We start from the raw sequence: 19,673 nt of genomic DNA on the forward strand, positions 1-19,673 counted from the left end.
CGATAGCCCTGAACGTCTGTCCCGAGGCGCCGAGTCGGTTGCATCGGCGCCAGGTCAGCGGGGAATCAGCAGTACGATGCCGGAGATCAGCGCGAAGGTCAGCACCCCCAGGCGCATGCGCCGGGCATCCAGGCGGTGATGCACCAGGCGGCTGGCGATGCTGCCCACGGCCAGGGCCGGCAGCAGGGCCAGGGCCCAGAGCCACTGGTGGGGCTGGAAGTGACCGGCCAGGGCGAGGATGGCCAGGGAGATCAGTTCGCCGACCAGGAAGCAGAGGGCGATGGTGGCGCGCAGCACCGGCCCCGGGCGGTGCTGATAGAGCAGCGCCAGCGGCGGCCCACCGACCCCGGTGGCGGTCTCGGTGACCCCGGTGACCAGCCCCACCGCGGCACAGGCGCTGCGATTGGGCCGAAACACCGGAGCGAAGAACCCCGCCAGCACGGCGAGGATGGTGGAGGCCCCGATCACCTGATTGAGCCCGTTGGTGGAGACCACCATCAGGATGCCCAGCCCCACCAGGGTACCCGGCAGGCGTCCCAGGCTGACCCAACCCACCCCCTTCCAGTCGATGGCATCCCGCTCCCGCAGCCCCACATAGGCGTTGAGGGGCAGCATCAGGATCAGCAGGGCGACCGGCAGCAGATCCGGCCGCAGCAGCCCCATCACCGGCGCCACCACCAGGGCGAAGCCGATGCCCACGGCGCCCTGGATAAAGGCCGCCACGGCGGTGGTCAGGGCCAGGATCAGGAAGATCGAGACATCACCCATGGCGCTGGCGCCTCGCGCTGTCGAGCGCCTCGGCGATCATCGCCTTGCCGCGGCTGCGGGCACGGTGCTCGCTGGCCTCGGGGTGGACGCGATAGATCGGGGCCCCGCGTACCGCGGCGGCGGCCTCGCGTACCTGGCGCAGCAGGGCCCGGGCATCCCACGCTAGGGGCCAGCCCTGCCAGAGGCGCAGGCGCCCGTTGGTGAAGACGGCGGTGATCTGGTCGCGGCTGGCATAGCGCACCAGCTCCCAGGGGCGATCCCAGGAGGGGGTCATCTCCGGCACCTCCAGATCCACCAGCAGGAAGTCGGCGGCCAGCCCCGAGGCGATCTCGCCGGTCAGGCCCTTGAGTCCGGCGGCATCGGCGCCGCCCCGGGTGGCCTGCTCCAGCCAGCGCCAGCCGCCGCCACAGGAGGAGTCGCCGCTGGCCAGCCCGAAGGCCAGCCGCTGGCTGGTCTCGGCGGCATCCATCAGCCGAAAGCCGTCGCTGCGGGTGCCGTCGGTGCCGAGGCCGACGCGAATGCCCAGCGCCGCCATCTGCAGGGCCGGGGCCACCGCATTGCCCTTCCAGCTGCTGGCCACCGGGTTGAAGGCCACCGCGGTATCGGTGTCGCGCAGCAGGTTGAGCTCGTCCGGGGTGACCAGGGTGGCGTGAGCCACCAGGGCCTGGGGCCCCAGGGCACCGACCGCATGCAGGTGCTCCAGGGGGCGCTGGCGGCGCGCCACCAGGGAGCGCTCCACCGCCTGCAGGTGCTCGTTGACATGGGTCTGGAAGATCCCCCCCGCCTCCGCGCAGAGCGCGGAGGCGGCATGCAGCATGGCGTCGCTGGCCACCTCGGGGATCGAGACCGCCAGCGACGGGCTCACCAGGGGGTGGGACCGCCACCGGGCGAGGTGGCCCTCGGCCCGCTTCAGGATCGTCGTCCTGGCCTCGGGGTCGGAGGCGCTGGCGCCTCCCCCCAGGTCATTGCAGATCATGCCCAGCACGCAGCGCAGGCCGGTCTCCTCGGCGGCCCGGGCGATGGCCGTCATGTCGGCGGCGGAACGGGTGCCGGCATCCACGGCGGTGGTGAAGCCACCGCGCAGGGCCTCCAGGGCCGCCAGCTTGGCCGACAGGTGCAGCAGCTCCTCGTCGAGGCTGGCCTCCAGGGGAATCCAGATGCGCTTGAAGATCTCCGAGGGCTCGCCGAACACCAGCGACTTGCCCAGGGACTGGGTCAGGTGGTGATGGGTATCGATCAGCCCCGGCATTAGCAAGTGTCCCGGCAGTTCGATGGGCGTCAGCTCCGGGTGGCGGCGGCAGACCGCCGTGGCGTCACCGATTTCCTGGAAGCGTCCCCCGGCGATCAGCACCGCCTGGTTCGCCTGGCAGCCCTCGGGCAGCAGCACCTCCTCGGGCAGCAGCAGCAGGGTCTCGCCGCCGAGGCGGTCGGGGGTCAGTCCCGGTGCAGAATGGATCGGGTGCGTCATGCCTTAGTCTCCCTTGGAGGCTTCGAGGGGAGCCGCTTCGCCGCCATTGCTTGGCCGGCGCGAGGCGCCCAGGTGATGGAAGAGGATATTCACCAGCACCGCGGTCAGGGTGCCCATGGCCAGGCCATTGCCCAGCACGATCTGCAGGTGGGAGGGGAAGGCGCTGTAGAAGCCCGGCACCACGATGGGTAGGATGCCCATGGCCAGGGCCGCGGCCAGGGTGTACATGTTGCCGTTCTGGTTGAAGTCCACCTTGCGCAGGATATTGATGCCCATGACGCCGATGATGGCGAAGACGATCACCGCGGTGCCGGCCACCACGGCGGTGGGGATGGCGTAGGCCAGACGACCCAGGGGAGCGAGCAGGGCCAGCAGCACCAGCATGGCGCCGGCGGCGATGGTGACATAGCGGGAGCGCACCCCGGTGGCGCGGATGATGCCGATGTTCTCGCCACTGGTGATGATCAGCGAGGTGCCGAAGCAGCCGCCGAACAGCGAGCCCAGGGCATCGGCGCGGATATTGCGCGGCACGATGGCCTTGTGGTCACCCTTGCGCTCGACGATCTCGGCGGTGGCCAGGGTCTGGCCGGTGGCTTCGGTCATCGACACCACGCAGAAGATGATCAGTGGCAGGGAGGCGAAGAGATCGAACTTCGGCATGCCGAAGGGGAAGGGCTGGGGGACGGCGATCATCGGGCCGGTGAGCACGCCATCGAAGCTCATGGCCCCGCTCAACACGGCGACCGCGGCGCCGGCCAGCAGGCCCAGCATCACGGCGATGCGCTGCCAGACACCGCTGAAGCAGCGGGCGAAGAGCACGGTACAGGCGATGGTGACCAGGGCCAGGGCGATGCTGCCCATGCTGGCGAATCCCGCCGAGTCGGGGCGCCCGGTGATCAGGCCGCCGAAGATGCGGATCAGGTTGACCGCCACCAGCAGCAGCATGGTGCCGATGACGATGGGCGGGAAGAATCTCAGTAGCCGGGTGAAGAAGGGCAGGGCCAGGAAGTAGAAGAGCCCGGTGAGGATCACCGCGCCGGTGGCGGTCTGCAGGTCGGTGGCCTGGGCGATGGCCAGGAAGATCACCAGGGGCGCGCCGCCGGGCACCTGCACGAAGGGCAGGCGGGCGCCGAAGCCGCCGGCCCCCACTGACTGCAGGATCCCGGCCAGGCCGCAGGCCAGGAAGATGGCACTCATCAGGCCGACGGTGACATGGTCCGGCAGCTCCAGGGTATGGCCGATCAGGAAGGCGGCGGTAATGGGGGCGGCCGCCATCACCAGCACATGCTGGAAACCGTAGAGGAGCATGGTGCCCAGGGGCAGGCACTCATCCACCGGCTCGACCGCCTCGGTTGGCTTGGGGGTGGTAGTCATCACGAGTCCTCTTGTTGTTGTGATCACCGGCCGCGGGGAGAGGGCCGGTACCTCAACCCTAGCGAGCCCCTATGTTCTGTTCCATAATATTGTTTCGCATTGATCGTTGCCGAAATGGCAACAGTTGGCGGAGGGGAAGATGCACCTGCTGTTGCCGGGATTGCGCTACTTCGAGGAGGTCGCCCGCCAGGGCTCGCTGCGCCGGGCCGCGGAGCGGTTGCACGTGGCCGCCTCGGCGGTGAATCGCCAGATCCTCAAGCTGGAAGACGAGCTGGGGGTGCCGCTCTTTGAGCGGCTGCCTCGGGGGTTGAGGCTCTCCCCTGCCGGGGAGCTGTTGCTCGAACAGGTACGCCAGTGGCAGCGCGACGAGCGAGGGCTACAGGAAGAGTTGGGGGAGATTCGCGGCAGTGGCTGTGCCGAGGTGCGGATCGCCAGCGTCGAGTCGCTGACCGACCAATTGCTGCCGGAGGTACTGACGGAGTTTCGTCACGCCTTTCCGCGGGTGCGCTTCGTGATCACCACCGGCATGACCGATGCCATCCTCGAGCGGGTGGCCACCGGCGAGGCCGATATCGGCCTGTGCATCAACCCGCCGACGCTGCCCAAGATTCGCGTGATCGAGCAGGTCGAGCTGGAGTTCGGCGCCGTCATGGCGCCGGAGCATCCCCTGGCGACGCAGGCCACGGTGAGCCTCGAGGCGTGCCTGGCCTATCCGGCGATCCTGCCCGACAGCGAGATGTTCCATGGCTCGACCCTGCAGCAGGTGCTGGCGCGGGCCGATCTCGAGGCGGCCCCCTATGTGGCCTGCAATCGTATCCTGGGCATCAAGTCGATGGCCCGGGCGGGACTGGGCGTGGCCTTCCTGAATCGTCTCGATATCGCCCGGGAACTGGTCCATGGCGAGCTGCTGTTTCGGCCGCTGCGAGAGCACGCTATCGCCAAGGCCCGGCTCAGCCTCTGCGCGCATAGCGATCGTGATCTGCCGCTGGCCACCGGGGTGCTGGTGGAGCGGCTGGGGGAGGCGATGCGGGCCATCGAGCCGGGGTAGTGCCGGCCTCGAATGCGTCGTCAGACCCCAAACGCAAAGACCCGCGGCCAGGCCGCGGGTCTCGGGAGTACCGGTTAAGGCGTAACGCTTAACGCCAGCCGACGCGGTCGAAGATGCGTACCGCTTCCGGGTTGTTCTCGCCCAGGACGCTGATATTCAGGTCATCCTTCTTGAAGTCGCCCCAGGACTCCAGCACCGGATCCTTGTTGATGCCGTCCACCACCGGGAACTCGTAGTTGCGAGCCGCCAGCACTTCCTGGGCCTCGTCGGAGGCGAGGAACTCCAGGAAACGGATGGCGTTGTCGCGGTTCGGTGCGCCGCTGACCACGCCGGCACCGCCCACGTTGATGTGGGTGCCGCGATCGTCCTGGTTGGGGAAGAGGATGCCCACCTTGCGTGCCGCTTCGCGATCCGCCTCGTCGTCGGAGTGCAGCAGGCGCACGTAGTAGTAGTGGTTGGCGACCGCCAGGTCGCACTCGCCGCTGGCCGCGCCGCGGATCTGGTCGGTATCGCCGCCCTCGGGCTGGCGCGCCATGTTGTTGACCACGCCCCGGGCCCAGGCTTCGGCCTCTTCGGCACCATGGTGCTCGATCATCGAGGCCAGCAGGGACTGGTTGTAGATGTTGTTGGAGGAGCGGATGCAGATCTGCCCCTCGAAGCGCGGATCGGCCAGGTCTTCGTAGCTGCTGATCTCGCTGGGGTCGAAGGCCTCGCGGTTGTAGTAGATGGCGCGGGCGCGCTGGCTGAAGCCGAACCACAGGCCTTCCGGATGACGCATGGTCTCCGGCAGACGCTCGTTGAGGACGTCGGACTCGATGGCCTGGAAGATGCCGTCCTGCTCGGCGCGCCACAGACGGCCGGCATCGACGGTGATCATCACGTCCGCCGGGCTGGCCACGCCCTCACGGGCCATGCGCTGCAGCAGCTGATCGGAGTCGCCCTCCAGCACATTGACCTCGATGCCGGTCGCCTCGGTGAAGGCCTGATAGAGAATCGCATCCGAGTCGTAGTGACGCGCCGAGTAGATGTTGACCTCGTCGGCGGCGACCTGGGAAGCGAAGGCCGAGCCGGCCATCAGCATGGCGATGGTGGTGGCGAGACGGTGACGGTTGAGCATCGAGCACCTCAGTCAATTGGGTGGAATTTCTTCTAGAATGATAATGGTTTGTATTAGTTTCACTATCATTGAACAGCTTCGCCTTCGCTTCGTCAATACTCCACCGCGACACCGGGATGAGAATGCGAGTAAAAGGTAACCGCACTTGTCACTTTCTCGCGTAAGATGGGCAGACACTCATTCGTCGTTGAACCTGATCGTTCGAGCCTATGACCAGCACCGAGCCCCTCGCCGATATTGCCCAGGCCGCGCCGCACCCCGCCGGCGCGCTCTCTATGCAGCGTGTGCGTCACGCTTACGGAAACCACACGGCCGTCCATGAGGTCAGCCTGGAAATGGCGCCGGGGGAGGTGGTCTGCCTGCTGGGCCCCTCCGGCTGCGGCAAGACCACCCTGCTGCGGGTGGCCGCCGGCCTGGAACCCCTGCAGCAGGGCGAGGTGTTCCTGGGGGGCGAGCGGATCGCCGGGCCGGGGCTGCGCCACCTGCCGCCGGAGAAGCGCAACGTGGGCCTGGCCTTCCAGGACTCGGCGCTCTTCCCGCACCTGACGGTACTCGACAACGTCACCTTCGGCCTCGAGGGACAGCCCGCCAAGCTGCGCCAGCAGCGCGCCCTGACCCTGCTCGAGCAGTTGGGCATGGCCGGCTACGCCAAGAGCTATCCGCACATGCTCTCCGGGGGCCAGCAGCAGCGGGTCGCCCTGGCCCGAGCCCTGGCGCCGGCGCCCCAGCTGATGCTGCTGGACGAGCCCTTCTCCAGCCTGGATGCCCGGCTGCGCGATCGCATTCGCGACGATACCCTGCACGTGCTCAAGAAGGTCGGTGCCGCCACCCTGCTGGTGACCCACGACCCGGAAGAGGCGATGTTCATGGCCGATCGCATCGCCCTGATGCGCGACGGTCGCATCGTGCAGATGGGCACGCCCCAGGAGCTCTACTGCGCCCCCCAGGACCCCTTCGTGGTGACCTTCTTCGGCGAGGTGAACGAGTGGCGGGGGGAGGTGCGCAACGGCGTGGTGCAGACCCCGGTGGGGCCGGTGCGGGCCAAGGGACTGCCCGAAGGCAGTGCCGCCCTGGTGCTGATGCGCCCCGAGGCGCTCAGCGTCACGGCCCTGGAGGCGCCCGCCGATCACGGCGCCAGCCATGTGGTGATGGCGCGGCTACTGGGGCGCTCCAGCCTGCTGCATATCTGCGCCCACTGGCCGGACGGCGAGCATCACCTGCATGCCCGGGTGCCGGGGGTCTTCCTGCCCGAGGAGGGCCAGCCGGTCAGCCTGACCCTGGATCCCTCACAGGTCTTCGTCTTTGGCGACGACGCTGCCGGGGCGTGAGCGGCGCATCGCCAGGCTCAGCAGGATCACCGGAATGATGCCCACCACCACGATGGCCAGGGAGGCGGTCGAGGCCTCGGCGAGGCGCTCGTCCGAGGCCAGGTTGTAGGCGCGCACCGCCAGGGTGTCGAAGTTGAAGGGGCGCAGGATGATGGTCGCCGGCAATTCCTTCATCACGTCGACGAAGACCAGGATGCCCGCCGCCAGCAGGCTGCCGCGCATCAGCGGGGTATGGACCCGACGCAGGGTGCCCCCGGCGGTCTGTCCCAGGGTGCGGGAGGCGGCATCCATGGAGGGGGTCACCTTGCCGAGGCTCGCCTCGATGGTGTTGAAAGAGACCGCCAGGAAGCGCACCACATAGGCGTAGACCAGGATAAAGGCCGAGCCGCTGAAGATCAGGCCGGCGATGGTGCCGTAGTGGGCGTAGAGGAACTCGTTGAGGCGGTTATCCAGCCAGGCGAAGGGGATCAGGATGCCCACCGCCACCACCGACCCGGGGATGGCATAGCCCAGGGAGGCGATCCGGGTGGCGGTGCGGGTCAGCGGCGTCCTGCTGAGGCGCGCCCCATAGCTGAGCACCACCGCCAGGATCACCGCCATCAAGGCCGCCAGGGTCGCCAGGATCAGGCTGTTGCGGGCGAAGCCGATAAAGCGCCGGCCTAACAGGGCATCGCCCTGGCTGACGGCCATCTCCAGCAGCAGCAGGCTGGGAATCAGGAAGCCGACCAGCACCGGCAGGGCGCAGGCCAGGAAGGCCCCCAGGCTACGCAGGCCGCCCAGCCGATACTCCGGCAACTGTTGGTAGCGGCTCGAGGTATGGAAATACTGGCGCTTGCCGCGGGACCAGCGCTCCAGCAACACGAAGGTCATCACGAACAGCAGCAGGCAGGCGGCCAGCTGGGCCGCGGCCACCGGTTCGCCCAGGCCGAACCAGGTGCGGTAGATCCCGGTGGTAAAGGTATCCACGCCGAAGAACTGCACCGCGCCGAACTCGTTGAGGGTCTCCATCAGCGCCAGGGAGACGCCGCCGACGATCGCCGGGCGCGCCAGGGGCACGGCGATGCCCGAGAAGAGCCGCCAGGGCCCCCGGCCCAGGGTGCGTCCCACGTCCAGCACGCAGACCGACTGCTCCAGGAAGGCGGCCCGGGCCAGCATATAGACATAGGGGTAGAGGACCAGGGTGATCAGGGTGGCGGCGCCCCCCAGGGAGCGGATATTGGGGAAGTAGTAGTCGCCGCGCCCCCAGTCGAAGAACTCGCGTAGCCAGCTCTGCAGGGGGCCCGCATACTGCAGGAAGTCGGTATAGGCGTAGGCGATCACATAGGTGGGCACCGCCAGGGGAAGCAGCAGGGCCCATTCGAAGATCCGTCGCCCCGGGAAGCGGCACATCACCACCAGCCAGGCGGTGCCGGTGCCGATGATCGCCGTGCCCAGGCCCACGCAGAGCACCAGGATCAGGGTATTGGTCAGGTAGCGGGGCAGCACGGTACTGGCCAGGTGCTGCCAGACGCCCCCGGTGGGCATGAAGACATGGGCCAGTATCGTGAGCACCGGCAGGGCCACCACCGCGGCGATCAGCAGGGTGAGCAGGGTCCAGGCGCTGACATGGGGCAGGAATCGGCGGCTCGGCGCCGCGGGCTGGCGGGTGGAGTGGTTCAAGAGGGCCTCCTGCCGGAGCACGACACGGGGTGAAATGGGAGTGAATGACAGCGGCGAATCATAGCAGTTAGGGTCCGCGTTAGCAGCCATGGCGATGACCCGGCCATCACGCTGGCCTTGCCGGGATGGCCAGCCGCCTCGCCTGCCCCTCTCCACTACCCGTACTGATGAGTCCAGGAGGTTGTCCCTTGTCCATTGCCGAAGAAGTCGCCCCGTTGCTGGCCTGGCGCACCGAGCTGGCGACCCGCCGCTGGCGTGGCCTGGTGTGGCTGGCCGGTGATGCCGAGGCGTGCCGGGCCCGGGCCCTGGCGCTGTGGGACGCCGCCTGGGCCCGGCCGCTGTGGGTCGCCAATCGGGCCCCCGCCGAGCTTGCCGAGCACGGCCTGCCCCCCGGCAAGGCACGTACCCGCCTGGGCGGCGAACACGACCTGGTGGTGATCGACGCCCAGGGCGAGGGGGAAGGCTTCGACCCGGAGGCCTTCGGCGCCCTGGCCGGGACCCTGCGTGCCGGTGGCCTGCTGGTGCTGCTGACTCCCGCCGACTGGGGCCGGCAGCCGGATGCCGACTATCGGCGCCTGGCGGAGCACCCCTACCGTCCCCGGCAGCTCAGTGCCCGCTACCTGGCGCGCCTGGCGAGGCGGTTGGCGGATGCCCCGGAGGTCCTGAGCTGGCGTCCGGGGCGCCCGCCCGAGGCGCCGTCACTGGGCGAGGCCGCCGCCTCGCCCCCCAGTGCCGATCCCGATTGCCTGACCGAGGATCAGGCCGAGGCGGTGGCACGATTGGTCAGGCTGCGGCGCCGGCGCCCCCTGGTGCTGACCGCCGACCGGGGGCGCGGCAAGAGTGCCGCCCTGGGCATCGCCTGTGCCCGTTGGCTGGCCACCGGCGAGCCGAGAATCTGGCTGACCGCCCCCCGCCCCGGGGCCCTGGAAGCCCTCTTCGAGCGGCTGGCGGCACTCTGTCCCGAGGGGCGGCGTCAGGGCAACGACTTCCTGCTCGGCGACACCGCTCAGGCGGTGACCTTCCTGGCCCCGGATGCGCTGATGGCGGCCCTGGAGGCGGGCGAGATCGGAGGCGATGGGGCTCTGCTGCTGGTCGACGAGGCGGCGGCCATCCCCGCGCCCCTGCTGGGGCGCTGGCTGGCACACTTTCCACGTATCGTCTTCGCCACCACGGTGCACGGCTACGAGGGCTCGGGACGCGGCTTCGCGCTGCGCTTTCGCGAGCGCCTCGAACGCCAGGCCCCGCAATGGCAGGGAGTGAGCCTGAGGACCCCGGTGCGCTGGGCCCCGGGCGACCCCCTGGAGGCGTTGACCGATCGCCTGCTGCTGCTGGATGCCGAGCCCCCGGGGCCGCCGGCAGAGCTGCCGCCGGCCCCGGCCCTGAGCCGGCGACGCTTGCGGCGTGCCGAGCTGGCCAATGATGAACCCCGGCTGCGGGCCCTCTTCGGCCTGCTGGTGCAGGCCCATTACCGCACTCAGCCCAGCGACCTGCGTCAACTGCTCGATGGCCCCGGCGTGCATGTCACCAGCCTGGAGGCCGGCGACACCCCCCTGGGGGTGACGCTCTGCGTGGAGGAGGGGGGCTTTGGCGCCGAGCTGGCGGAGCAGGTGGCGCGGGGCGAGCGCCGGCCACGGGGACACCTGCTGGCCCAGTCCCTGGCCGCTCATGCCGGTTCCCGGGCGGCACTGCGCGCCCGGCTGCGTCGGGTGATGCGTATCGCCGTGCATGGGGAGTGCCGCCGTCGGGGGCTGGGCGAGGCACTCCTGACCGCCGAGCTGGAGCAGGCCCGACACGATGGCATCGACCTGCTGGGGGCCAGCTTCGGCGCCGAGCCGGGCCTGCTGGCGTTCTGGCGTGCCGCGGGTTTCCGTACGGTGCGCCTGGGGCTGACCCGGGAGGCGTCCAGTGGCGAGCATGCGGTGATGGTGGTGCGTCCTGCCAGCCTGGCCGGTGAGTCCCTGGCCGCGGACCTGGGCCGGGCCTTCCAGGCCCTGCTGCCCAGCCTGCTGGCCTTCGAACTCAGGGCCCTGGAGCCCGAACTGGCCCTGGCCCTGCTGGCGGAGGGCGCGGCGCCGCCCCTGACCCCGGCCCAGCGCCGTGATTTCGACGACGTGGCCTTCGCCAAGCGCGCCCCGGCCCTGGCCCGCCCCGCCCTCCAGGCCGCCCTGCGTCGCGCGCTGCATCGCGGCGCCCCCCAGGACGATCATGCCTGGCTGCTGGTGGCCGCGCTCTTCCAGGGCCGCGACGGCGCCTGGCTGGCCCGGACCCTGGCGCTCAGCGGCCGGCGCGAGCTGGAGTCGCGGCTGCGCCAGGCCTTGGCGGCGCTGGGGCCCTTTCTGGACGATCCGGACTAAACCGCCTCCAGGGCGTCGGGAATCGGGACGCCATGCATCGGGCGGGTGCCTGGTGTCGGGTGGCGGAGCCAGGCTCGCGATCCCGGGAACGAAACCCTGGCGCTGCGCTTGCCGCCTGCGCGTCGGGGGACAACATAATCCCTCACGAGTCCCCCTCGCTCGCCATCCCTGGCGAGCGACGCGCGCGGCGGCGCTGGCTGCCAGCGTTCCCGGTAATACTCGCTCGCCTCGGCCCCGCCACCCTTGGCTACCGCTATCCGCTGCCGTCGCCGTCCTTGCCGGAGCGGCAAACGACTTTTCCTGGTCGCGGCCTGCCGGTAAGGTAGCCCGGTTATCGACCGAACAGAGCCGCTATGAACGCACATCTCGAACAGCTCGAGCCGCGCCTGCTATGGCGCCATTTCCGCACCCTGTGCAATACCCCGCGCCCCTCCGGCCACGAGGCGGCCCTGGTGGCGACCCTCGAGGCCTGGGCCGAGGCCCGGGGCCTGGCCCATGACCGCGATGCCTACGGCAACCTGCGGATCCGCAAACCGGCCACTCCCGGCCACGAGGCGGCTCCCGGGGTGATCCTCCAGGGCCACCTGGACATGGTCGCCCAGGCCAACGCCGATCACCCCCACGACTTCACCCGCGACCCCATCGACACCTATGTGGACGAGGGCTGGCTGCATGCCCGCCACACCACCCTGGGCGCCGACAATGGCCTGGGGGTGGCCGCGGCCCTGGCGATTCTCGAAGACGAGACCCTGGTGCATGGTCCCCTGGAGGCGCTCTTCACCCTGGAGGAGGAGTCCTCCATGGGCGGCGCCCTCAACCTGGCCGAGGAGTGGCTGGAGGGTCGCCTGCTGCTCAACCTGGACTCCGAGGATCGTGGCCAGGTCTATGTGGGGTGCGCCGGCGGTGCCGACGTGGTGGTGGAGGCGCAGCTGCCCACCAGCCCCCTGGCCGAGGAGGAGCGTCCCTACCGGCTGGCCCTGACCGGCCTGGTGGGCGGTCACTCCGGCATCGATATCCACAAGGGGCGCGGTAACGCCAACCGCTTGCTGATGCGGGTGCTGCGTACCCTGGCGCCCTGCGAGGTGCGGCTCATCGACTACCAGGGCGGTACCTTGCGCAATGCCCTGCCCCGGGAGGCCTTCGCCACCCTGGCCCTGCCGGAGGACGAAGTGGTGTCGGCCCAGGCCAGGCTCGAGGCCCTGGAGACGGAGCTTCGCGCCGAGCTCAAGGGCGTCGATGAGGGGGTGTGTCTGGCCCTGAGCCCCTGGAAGGGGGAGGCCGGGGAGGCCCTGACCCCCACCGCCAGCCATCTGCTGGTGGACGCCCTCCACGCCGCTCCCTGTGGGGTCGAGCGGATGAGTGCCGAGCTGCCCGGGGTGGTGGAGACGTCCAATAACCTGGGCGTGGTGACCCTGGCCGCGGGACGCTTCCATCTTTGCGCCCTGGTCCGCTCCCTGCGCGATAGCGCCACTCGGGACCTGGCGGACCGCTTCCGGGCCCTCTTCGGGTTGATCGGCGCCCGCACCCGGGTGGAGAACGCCTATCCCGGCTGGACCCCCGACCCCGACAGCCGGCTGCTGGCGCGTTTTCGCGACCTGCATCAACGGCGCCTGGGCCGTGACCCGGAGGTCAAGGTGATCCATGCGGGGTTGGAGTGCGGCATCCTGGGAGGCAAGTACCCGGCGCTGGAGATGATCTCCTTCGGGCCGCTGATTCGTGGCGCGCATTCGCCGGATGAGCGCGTCGAGCTGGACTCCGTCGAGGAGTTCTGGGGCCTGCTGCGAGCGCTGGTCGAGGAGCTGGCCGAAGGCTGAGTCACCCGCCCACCGCTGGAGTGCCCCTAACGCAGAACGCCGCCCGAAATGGGCGGCGTTCTGGTGGGCGGGTCTCGTGGAGTGGCGTCCGGCTTAGCCCAGGTAGGCGTTAAGCATCCAGACGGTCTTCTCCTGTTCACGGATATAGTCGCCGGCCTGGGCGGCGGTACCCTCGTCATCGGCGTCCGAGGCCAGGGAGAGGATCTCCCGCTGCAGCTCGATCAGGGTCTGGTAGCCCTTGAGGACGCCGCGCACGCAGGCCTCGCCGTCATGCACGTTCTTCTCCTCGGCGATGCGCGACAGCTGGGTGTAGTCGCTGTAGGCGTGCACCGGCTGATGGCCCAGGGTCAGGATGCGCTCGGCGACCTCGTCCACCTTGGTCAGCAGATCGGTATAGAACTCCTCGAACTTGGTGTGGAGCTCGAAGAACTGCGGGCCCTTGACGTTCCAGTGGTAGCCGCGCACGTTCATGTAGAAGATCTGGTAGTTGGCCAGCAGCTCGTTGAGCTTCTCGGCGAGCTGGCTGGCGCTGGATTCGTGCAGACCGATGGCGTTGATATCGGACATCTGGGATGCCTCCTTGATCCTTGGGTGAATGCTGAGTCCAGTCTAGGCCCCGAGGCGGGACATGATAAGACGATTCTTATCATAGCCCCCATAGTCGGCCTTAATCATGATCCGGCGCAAGGCGCAGGGCCACCGCACCAGGCGCTCGGCACGATCCGTTGGCGGTTCGCCTCAGGTATCGGGGCGCCAGGCGTGCATCAGGCGCACCAGGCTCTCGGCGCGATCCGCCAGCAGCTCGGCGCAGCGGGTCAGGGCACTGTCCAGGTCCATGGGGCCATCGGCCAGGGCGAAGGCGGTGGTGATGCCTTCGTCATGGGCGGCTTGCCACTGGGGCCCCAGGCGCCCGGCCAGCACCACGCAGGGAATCCCGGCGGCACGGGCGCGACGGGCGATGCCCACCGGGGTCTTGCCGGCCAGGCTCTGGCCATCGAGCTGTCCCTCGCCGGTGATCACCAGGTCGCTGCCTGTCAGCAGGGCATCAAAACCGACCTGGTCCATCACCAGCTCGATGCCGGGGCGCAGCTCGGCGCCCAGGAAGGCCCGGGCGGCGAAGCCCATGCCGCCGGCGGCGCCGGCCCCGGCCAGGTCGCGATGGTCCTCGCCGAGGGTCGCGGCGACCCGCTCGGCGAAGTGGGCCAGGGCGGCGTCCAGGCGAGCCACCTGGGCCTCGTCGGCGCCCTTCTGGGGGCCGAAGATGGCGCTGGCGCCGCGTTCGCCCAGCAAGGGGTTATCCACGTCCACGGCGGCCTGGACCCTGAGGCCGGCCAGGCGTGGGTCCAGGCCGTCGAGGTCGAGACGATCCAGCTCGGCCAGGGCCGCCCCGCCGGGGGGCAGCTCGCGCCCCTGGGCGTCCAGCAGGCGGGCGCCCAGAGCCTGAAGCATCCCGGCACCGGCATCATTGGTGGCGCTGCCGCCCAGGGTCAGCAGCAGGTGTTGGGCACCGGCCTCCAGGGCCTCGCGAATCAGCTCGCCGGTGCCGAAGGTGGAAGCGCTCAGGGCATCGCGCTCATCGCGGCTCAGCGCCTCCAGGCCACTGGCCTGGGCCAGTTCGACGAAGGCGGTCCCCGACTCCGCCAGCCAGCCCCAGGCCGCCTCGATGGGGCGCCCCAGGGCGTCGGATACCCGGGCCAGGCGGCGCTCGGCCCCGGTGGCGGCGAGCAGGGCGTCCAGGGTCCCCTCGCCGCCATCGCCCATGGGGCAGAGTACGCTGCTGGCCTCGGGCAAGGCTCGGCGGATACCCTGGGCGATGGCCGTCGCGGCGTCGCTGGCCGCCAAGGCGTCCTTGTAGCTGTCGGGGGCGATCAGAATCTTCATGGAGAGCTCCGAGGCTGCGAGAAAGCGGGGTATCCTGAACTTACGCGCCCTCGGGCGCCGCGGCAACGTCGACGCCCGCTAGGAGGACAAATGCGCATTATCTGGCTTTTTGGCTTGGCCCTGCTGGCCGGCTGTGCCACCGCCCCCGGCAGTCTGCCGCCGGCCACGCCGCCGGCGGCGGCCTGCCAGTGGCAGTGGCCCGACGCCGAGCGTGGCGAGCGCCTGGCGCGGGTGGCCGAGGCCCTGGAGGCCCAGGGCTTCACCCTGAGGGATACCGATATGGCCCTGGGGCTGATCAGCGCCGAGCGCAGCGAGCGTATCGGGTACTATGCCGACCCCTATGATCGCCCTGTCGGCGGTTTCAGCGGTATCGGCTTCGGGATCGGCGTGGGCATCGGCCGTGGCACCGTGATCGGCTATCGCCAGCCGGTGCTGCGTGAGGCGCTGCGCGGCGAACGGGTCGCCCTGGTGGCCTCTCCCGACGGCTGGGTTCGGGTGACCCGGGAGCGCTGGCAGCAGGAGGCCGGCGGCCCCAGCCGGCGCCTGGTCCTGGGTGACGAGGCGAGCTTCTGCGATGCCCTGCGCCGCGCCGGCGAGGAGGCACCATGAGGAGACGAGGCGTGATCCGGCGACTCGGGGGGCTGTGCCTGCTGCTCTGGCTGAGCGGCTGCGTGACGACCCCGCCCGGCCCCGAGTCGCGGGAACTGACCCTGGCGGCGGAGGCCGACCGGGTCCTGCATGCCGGCCTGGCGGTGCTGGTGGCGCAGGGCTATGTGATCCGCCACGGTGACGCCGAGCTGCGCCGCCTGGAGGCGGAGCGGGGCGATTGGCCCGGTTATCGGCTGCGGCTGACGGTGACTGAGGCCGGAACTGAGGCCGGAACCGATATCGAGAGGGAGGCGGCGAGCCGGATCACCCTGCTGGGCTGGCGCGGCGGTCGCCCCCTGGCACCGCTGGCGCTGGATCCGCTGCTGGTGGCCATCCAGGCCGAGCTGGGCCTGCTCCCATGAGGGGCGGCCCCTGGCCTCGTCGCCTGCTGTTGACCGCCCTGGCGACCCTGGCCCTGGCCAGCCTCTGGTGGCTCTGGCATTGGCAGTATGCCCAGGCCCAGGCGGAAGCCCGGCGCCATGCGGAGGCCCGGTTGGCCCTCTACGGCAGCAGCCTGCAGGGTGCCCTGGAGCGCTTCACCTACCTGCCGGGCCTGCTGGCGCGCCAACCCCTGGTGCAGGCGGCCCTGCTCGACCCCGCCGGGGTCTTCCTGCCCCAGGTCAATGCCTACCTGGCCCAGGTCGCCGAGCGCTCCGGTGCCGAGGCGATCTTCCTGGTGGACGCCCAGGGCGTGACCCTGGCCAGCAGCAACCATGACCGGCCCGACAGCTTCGTGGGCCACGATTATCGCTTCCGCCCCTATGTCCAGGATGCCCTGGCCGAGGGTGAGGGAGAGTTCTTCGCCGTGGGCAGCACCACCGGACGCCCGGGCTACTTCGTCTCCGCAGCGGTGGGCCGGGAGCGGGAGGCACCCACCGGGGTGCTGGTGGCCAAGGTCTCCCTGGAGGCGCTGCAGACCGATTGGCGCCGGGCCGGCGAGAAGGTGCTGCTGGTGGATGCCAATGGGGTGGTGATCCTCTCCAGTCGCCCCGAGTGGCGCTACCGCCGCTTGGGCGAGCTCTCCCCGGCGGCCCAGGCGGAGATTCGCGCTCAGCGCCAATTCATGGGGCACCCCCTGGAGCCCTTGGGGCAGCGGCTGGGGGACGGTTCCCTGCGTCTGGGTGACCAGGGGCTGGGGGAGCGCTACATGGCCAGTGCCTTGCCGCTGGAGACCCTGGGCTGGCAGATGCGCTACCTGACCCCGATGCGTCCTCTCTATGTCAGCGCCCGCAACTCCCTGCTGGGAGGCGTGGCGGTATGGGTGGCCCTGCTGCTGCTGGGGCTCTGGCTGCGCGAGCGCCAGAAGCGCCAGCGCCTGCGGGATCGGGAGGCGCGGATCTTCCGCGAGGCCAACGAACGGCTCGAGGAGCGAGTGCTCGAGCGCACCCGGGCCCTGCGCGAGACCCAGGCGGAGCTGGTCCAGGCCGGCAAGCTGGCGGCCCTGGGCACCATGGCGGCGGGGATCGCCCATGAGCTCAATCAGCCCCTCTCGGGGATCCGCACCTATGCCGCCAACGGGGAGCGCTTGATGCAGCGGGGGCGTGGCGCGGCCGCCGAGGAGAACTTTCAGCGGATTCAGGTGCTCTGCGAGCGCCTGGCCACTCAGGTTCGCCAGCTCAAGCTGTTCGCCCGCAAGGGCGGCGCCCGGGAGCCGGTGGACCTGCGCGGGCGCCTCGATTTCGTGCTGGAGCTGCTGGCCGAGCGCCTCGACAAGCAGGATATCGACTTGACGATGCGATTCCCCGAGGCCGGGACGCCCTGGGTGCTGGGGGACGAGGTGCGCATCGAACAGCTGCTGACCAATCTACTGCGCAATGCCCTGGATGCGCTGCGTGGCGTGGAGGCGCCGCGCCTGGAGGTGGCCATCGAGGAGACACCCTCGCACTGGGTGGTGAGCATCCTCGATAATGGGCCGGGCATCCCCGAGGCGCTGCTCGACAAGCTCTTCGACCCTTTCTTTACCACCAAGGCGGTGGGCGATGGCCTGGGCCTGGGACTCTTTATCAGCTTCGGTATCGTTCAGGACCTGGGCGGTCGCCTCCAGGCCGGCAATAACCGGACAGGAGGCGCCTGGTTCCGGGCCGAGCTGCCCCGGGTCACCGCTCAGGCGACAGACGAGACACGGCATGAGTGAGACAGATCAAGCATCGTTGCCCATCTGGCTGGTGGATGATGACCCGGACGTGCGGGCCTCCCTGAGCCAGTGGCTGGAGCTTTCCGAGCTCGAGGTGCGTACCTTCGAGCGGGGGCAGGCGGCCCTCGATGCCCTGACGGCGGGCGACCCCTGTGGCGTCCTGGTCAGCGACGTCAAGATGCCCGGGCTCGATGGCCTGGCCCTGCTCGAGGCGGTGCAGGCCCTGGAGGAGCCGCCGCCGGTGGTGCTGATCACTGGCCATGGCGACGTGCCCATGGCGGTGGAGGCGATGCGCGCCGGGGCCTGGGATTTCGTCGAGAAGCCCTTCGCCCCGGAGCACCTGGAGGCCTGCGTGCGCCGGGCCCTGGAGCGTCGCTGGCTGAGTCGGGAGAATCGCCGCCTGCGCCAGGCGCTGCGCGAGGGCGGCCTGGCGTCACGGCTGCTGGGCGAGGCGCCGAGCATGGTGACGTTGCGCCGGCAACTGGCCAACCTGGCTCCCACCCGGGCCAATGTGCTGGTGCAGGGGGAGACCGGCAGCGGCAAGGAGGTGGTGGCGCGGGCCCTGCACGAGGAGAGTGGTGCCGAGGGCCACTTCGTGGCCCTCAACTGTGGGGCCATCGCCGCCGAGTTGATCGAGTCGGAGCTCTTCGGCCACGAGAAGGGGGCCTTCACCGGGGCCGTCGAGCGACGCATCGGCACCCTGGAACATGCCAGTGGCGGCACCCTCTTCCTGGACGAGGTGGAGTCGCTGCCGCTGGCCGCCCAGGTCAAGCTGCTGCGTGCCCTCCAGGAGGGGGAGGTCACCCGCCTGGGCAGCAACGCGCTGATCCGCGTGGACCTGCGGGTGGTGGCGGCTACCAAGGAGGACCTGCTGGTATTGGCGGGGCAGGGCGGTTTCCGCGAAGACCTCTATTATCGCCTGGCCATCGCCGAGCTGGTGCTGCCGCCCCTGCGCGAGCGTCGCGAGGATATCCCCCGGCTCTTTCACCACTTCTGTCGTCAGGCGGCGGAGGTGCATCAGCGCCCCCTGAAGGAAGCGGACGGGGAACTTCTCGCCGCCCTCTGTCGTCATCAATGGCCGGGCAACCTGCGCGAGCTGCGCAATATGGCCACCCGCCATATTCTCGGCCTGGCATTGCCCTGGGAGGCGCGACGGCAGGATGAGCAGAGCGAGGCCGGGTCCCTGGCGGCCCAGATGGAGGCCTTCGAGGCGACCCTGTTGCGGGAAGCCCTTAGCCGTCATGCCGGCAATATTCAGGCGGTGATGGAGGCCCTGGAGCTGCCCCGGCGCACCCTTAACCAGAAGATGCAGCGCCATGGGCTGCGCCGCGAGGCCTTCCTGACCGGGGATGGACGATAGTTTTGTTATCTTGTAACGTTTTCGAGGCGTATCGCATGTCGAGCTGCTATCGCGTGATCAGACGCTGCCTGGTCGTTGGGCTGTTGTCACTGGGGCTGCCGCTGGGTGCCCAGGCCCACCCCCATGGCTGGATCGACCTCAGCGTCAGGCTGATTCTCGATGATCAGGGCCGGGTCGAGGCACTGCACCAGCGCTGGCGCATGGACCCCTTCTATAGCCTGGTGCTGCTGGAGGAGCTGGGCCGCGCCGAAGGCGACGAGCCCATGGAGGCGCGCCTGGACCAGCTGGGCCTGGAGATTCGCGATACCCTGGCGACTCAGGGGTACTTTACCGAGCTGAGCCGGGACGGCGAGCCGCTGGCCCTGGGTGAGGTCAGCGAATATACCGTGATGGAGCGGGGCGGTCGGGTGGAGTTCATCTTCCTGCTGCCCCTGGCGGAACCCCGCCTCCTGGGCGAGGCGACGCTGCGTTATCAGGTGTTCGATCCCACCTACTATATCGAGGTGGTTCACGAGGCGGATGATCGGGCGCCCCGGGAGGACGCCCTGGTGGTCGCTAGCGCCCACGACTGCGAGACCCGCATCCTTCCCGCGGATCCTGACCCGGCCAAGGTGGCTCAGGCGGCGCGACTGGATATTACCGACGAGGCCCCGGAAGGGCTGGGGCGTTATTTTGCCGAAACCGGAGAGGTGCAATGTCGTATCTAGCGGGGACGATCCC

General features: G+C 69.7%; 16 protein-coding genes. 9 read left to right on the forward strand and 7 right to left on the reverse strand.

Annotated elements, in window-relative coordinates; genetic code table 11:
• Positions 1-54: 54 nt before the first annotated feature.
• The 3 genes from IHD13_RS09665 to IHD13_RS09675 are packed head-to-tail and all read right to left on the reverse strand — an operon-like array spanning position 55 to position 3,610.
• Positions 55-768 (reverse strand): sulfite exporter TauE/SafE family protein, encoded by a 714-nt coding sequence (locus tag IHD13_RS09665; RefSeq protein ID WP_195860837.1) that lies wholly within the window; start codon positions 766-768, stop codon positions 55-57.
• The gene (locus tag IHD13_RS09670) at positions 761-2,236 is read right to left on the reverse strand and encodes an amidohydrolase family protein (RefSeq protein WP_195860838.1); all 1,476 of its coding nucleotides are present in this window, start codon (positions 2,234-2,236) and stop codon (positions 761-763) included. Before IHD13_RS09670 ends, IHD13_RS09665 begins: the two co-directional genes overlap by 8 nt.
• Before the next feature lie 3 nt (positions 2,237-2,239).
• Positions 2,240-3,610, reverse strand: a complete 1,371-nt coding sequence (locus tag IHD13_RS09675) for a uracil-xanthine permease family protein (RefSeq protein ID WP_195860839.1) — start codon at positions 3,608-3,610, stop codon at positions 2,240-2,242.
• Between the two features lie 139 nt (positions 3,611-3,749).
• Between IHD13_RS09675 and IHD13_RS09680 the strand changes: the two genes are divergently transcribed.
• Entirely contained in the window at positions 3,750-4,658 is a 909-nt protein-coding gene (locus IHD13_RS09680) for a LysR family transcriptional regulator (RefSeq protein ID WP_195860840.1), read from the forward strand.
• A gap of 88 nt (positions 4,659-4,746) precedes the next feature.
• Here the strand turns inward: IHD13_RS09680 and IHD13_RS09685 are convergent, their stop codons facing one another.
• Complete coding sequence (locus tag IHD13_RS09685) at positions 4,747-5,775, reverse strand: Fe(3+) ABC transporter substrate-binding protein (protein ID WP_195860841.1); 1,029 nt, start codon at positions 5,773-5,775, stop codon at positions 4,747-4,749.
• A gap of 209 nt (positions 5,776-5,984) precedes the next feature.
• Here IHD13_RS09685 and IHD13_RS09690 point away from each other — a divergent pair, with 209 nt between their 5' ends.
• Positions 5,985-7,103 (forward strand): ABC transporter ATP-binding protein, encoded by a 1,119-nt coding sequence (locus IHD13_RS09690; protein WP_195860842.1) that lies wholly within the window; start codon positions 5,985-5,987, stop codon positions 7,101-7,103.
• Here IHD13_RS09690 and IHD13_RS09695 read toward each other — a convergent pair.
• The gene (locus IHD13_RS09695; RefSeq protein ID WP_442786569.1) at positions 7,062-8,717 is read right to left on the reverse strand and encodes an ABC transporter permease; all 1,656 of its coding nucleotides are present in this window, start codon (positions 8,715-8,717) and stop codon (positions 7,062-7,064) included. The two genes, IHD13_RS09690 and IHD13_RS09695, sit on opposite strands and share 42 nt — an antisense overlap.
• Positions 8,718-8,950: 233 nt before the next feature.
• On the opposite strand from IHD13_RS09695, the gene IHD13_RS09700 reads away from it, so the two are divergent.
• The gene (locus IHD13_RS09700) at positions 8,951-11,116 is read left to right on the forward strand and encodes a tRNA(Met) cytidine acetyltransferase TmcA (RefSeq protein ID WP_230086237.1); all 2,166 of its coding nucleotides are present in this window, start codon (positions 8,951-8,953) and stop codon (positions 11,114-11,116) included.
• Positions 11,117-11,469: 353 nt separating this feature from the next.
• Positions 11,470-12,930 carry an aminoacyl-histidine dipeptidase gene (locus IHD13_RS09705; protein ID WP_195860845.1) on the forward strand — a complete coding sequence of 487 codons (1,461 nt, stop codon included), beginning with the start codon at positions 11,470-11,472 and terminating at the stop codon, positions 12,928-12,930.
• Between the two features lie 93 nt (positions 12,931-13,023).
• Here the strand turns inward: IHD13_RS09705 and IHD13_RS09710 are convergent, their stop codons facing one another.
• Positions 13,024-13,497, reverse strand: coding sequence for a Dps family protein (locus tag IHD13_RS09710; RefSeq protein ID WP_146802989.1), 474 nt, complete (start codon positions 13,495-13,497; stop codon positions 13,024-13,026).
• Positions 13,498-13,668: 171 nt separating this feature from the next.
• A complete protein-coding gene (locus IHD13_RS09715; RefSeq protein WP_195860846.1) occupies positions 13,669-14,811 on the reverse strand; it encodes a glycerate kinase in 1,143 nt (380 codons plus the stop codon).
• Between the two features lie 90 nt (positions 14,812-14,901).
• On the opposite strand from IHD13_RS09715, the gene IHD13_RS09720 reads away from it, so the two are divergent.
• From IHD13_RS09720 to IHD13_RS09740, 5 genes are read left to right on the forward strand one after another with little or no spacing between them, the layout of a single operon-like run.
• Positions 14,902-15,420: a hypothetical protein gene (locus IHD13_RS09720; RefSeq protein WP_195860847.1), complete on the forward strand. Its 519-nt coding sequence runs from the start codon at positions 14,902-14,904 to the stop codon at positions 15,418-15,420.
• Between the two features lie 11 nt (positions 15,421-15,431).
• Positions 15,432-15,821, forward strand: coding sequence for a hypothetical protein (locus IHD13_RS09725; protein WP_326838336.1), 390 nt, complete (start codon positions 15,432-15,434; stop codon positions 15,819-15,821).
• Positions 15,818-17,593 carry a sensor histidine kinase gene (locus IHD13_RS09730; RefSeq protein ID WP_195860849.1) on the forward strand — a complete coding sequence of 592 codons (1,776 nt, stop codon included), beginning with the start codon at positions 15,818-15,820 and terminating at the stop codon, positions 17,591-17,593. Before IHD13_RS09725 ends, IHD13_RS09730 begins: the two co-directional genes overlap by 4 nt.
• Positions 17,586-18,953, forward strand: coding sequence for a sigma-54-dependent transcriptional regulator (locus IHD13_RS09735; protein WP_195860850.1), 1,368 nt, complete (start codon positions 17,586-17,588; stop codon positions 18,951-18,953). The genes IHD13_RS09730 and IHD13_RS09735 overlap by 8 nt, the downstream gene beginning before the upstream one ends.
• A 35-nt stretch (positions 18,954-18,988) precedes the next feature.
• Positions 18,989-19,660 carry a DUF1007 family protein gene (locus IHD13_RS09740; protein ID WP_195860851.1) on the forward strand — a complete coding sequence of 224 codons (672 nt, stop codon included), beginning with the start codon at positions 18,989-18,991 and terminating at the stop codon, positions 19,658-19,660.
• The last annotated feature ends 13 nt before the right edge of the window (positions 19,661-19,673 follow it).

Origin of the sequence: Halomonas sp. 328, assembly GCF_015645095.1 — a bacterium.
Classification (GTDB): domain Bacteria; phylum Pseudomonadota; class Gammaproteobacteria; order Pseudomonadales; family Halomonadaceae; genus Bisbaumannia.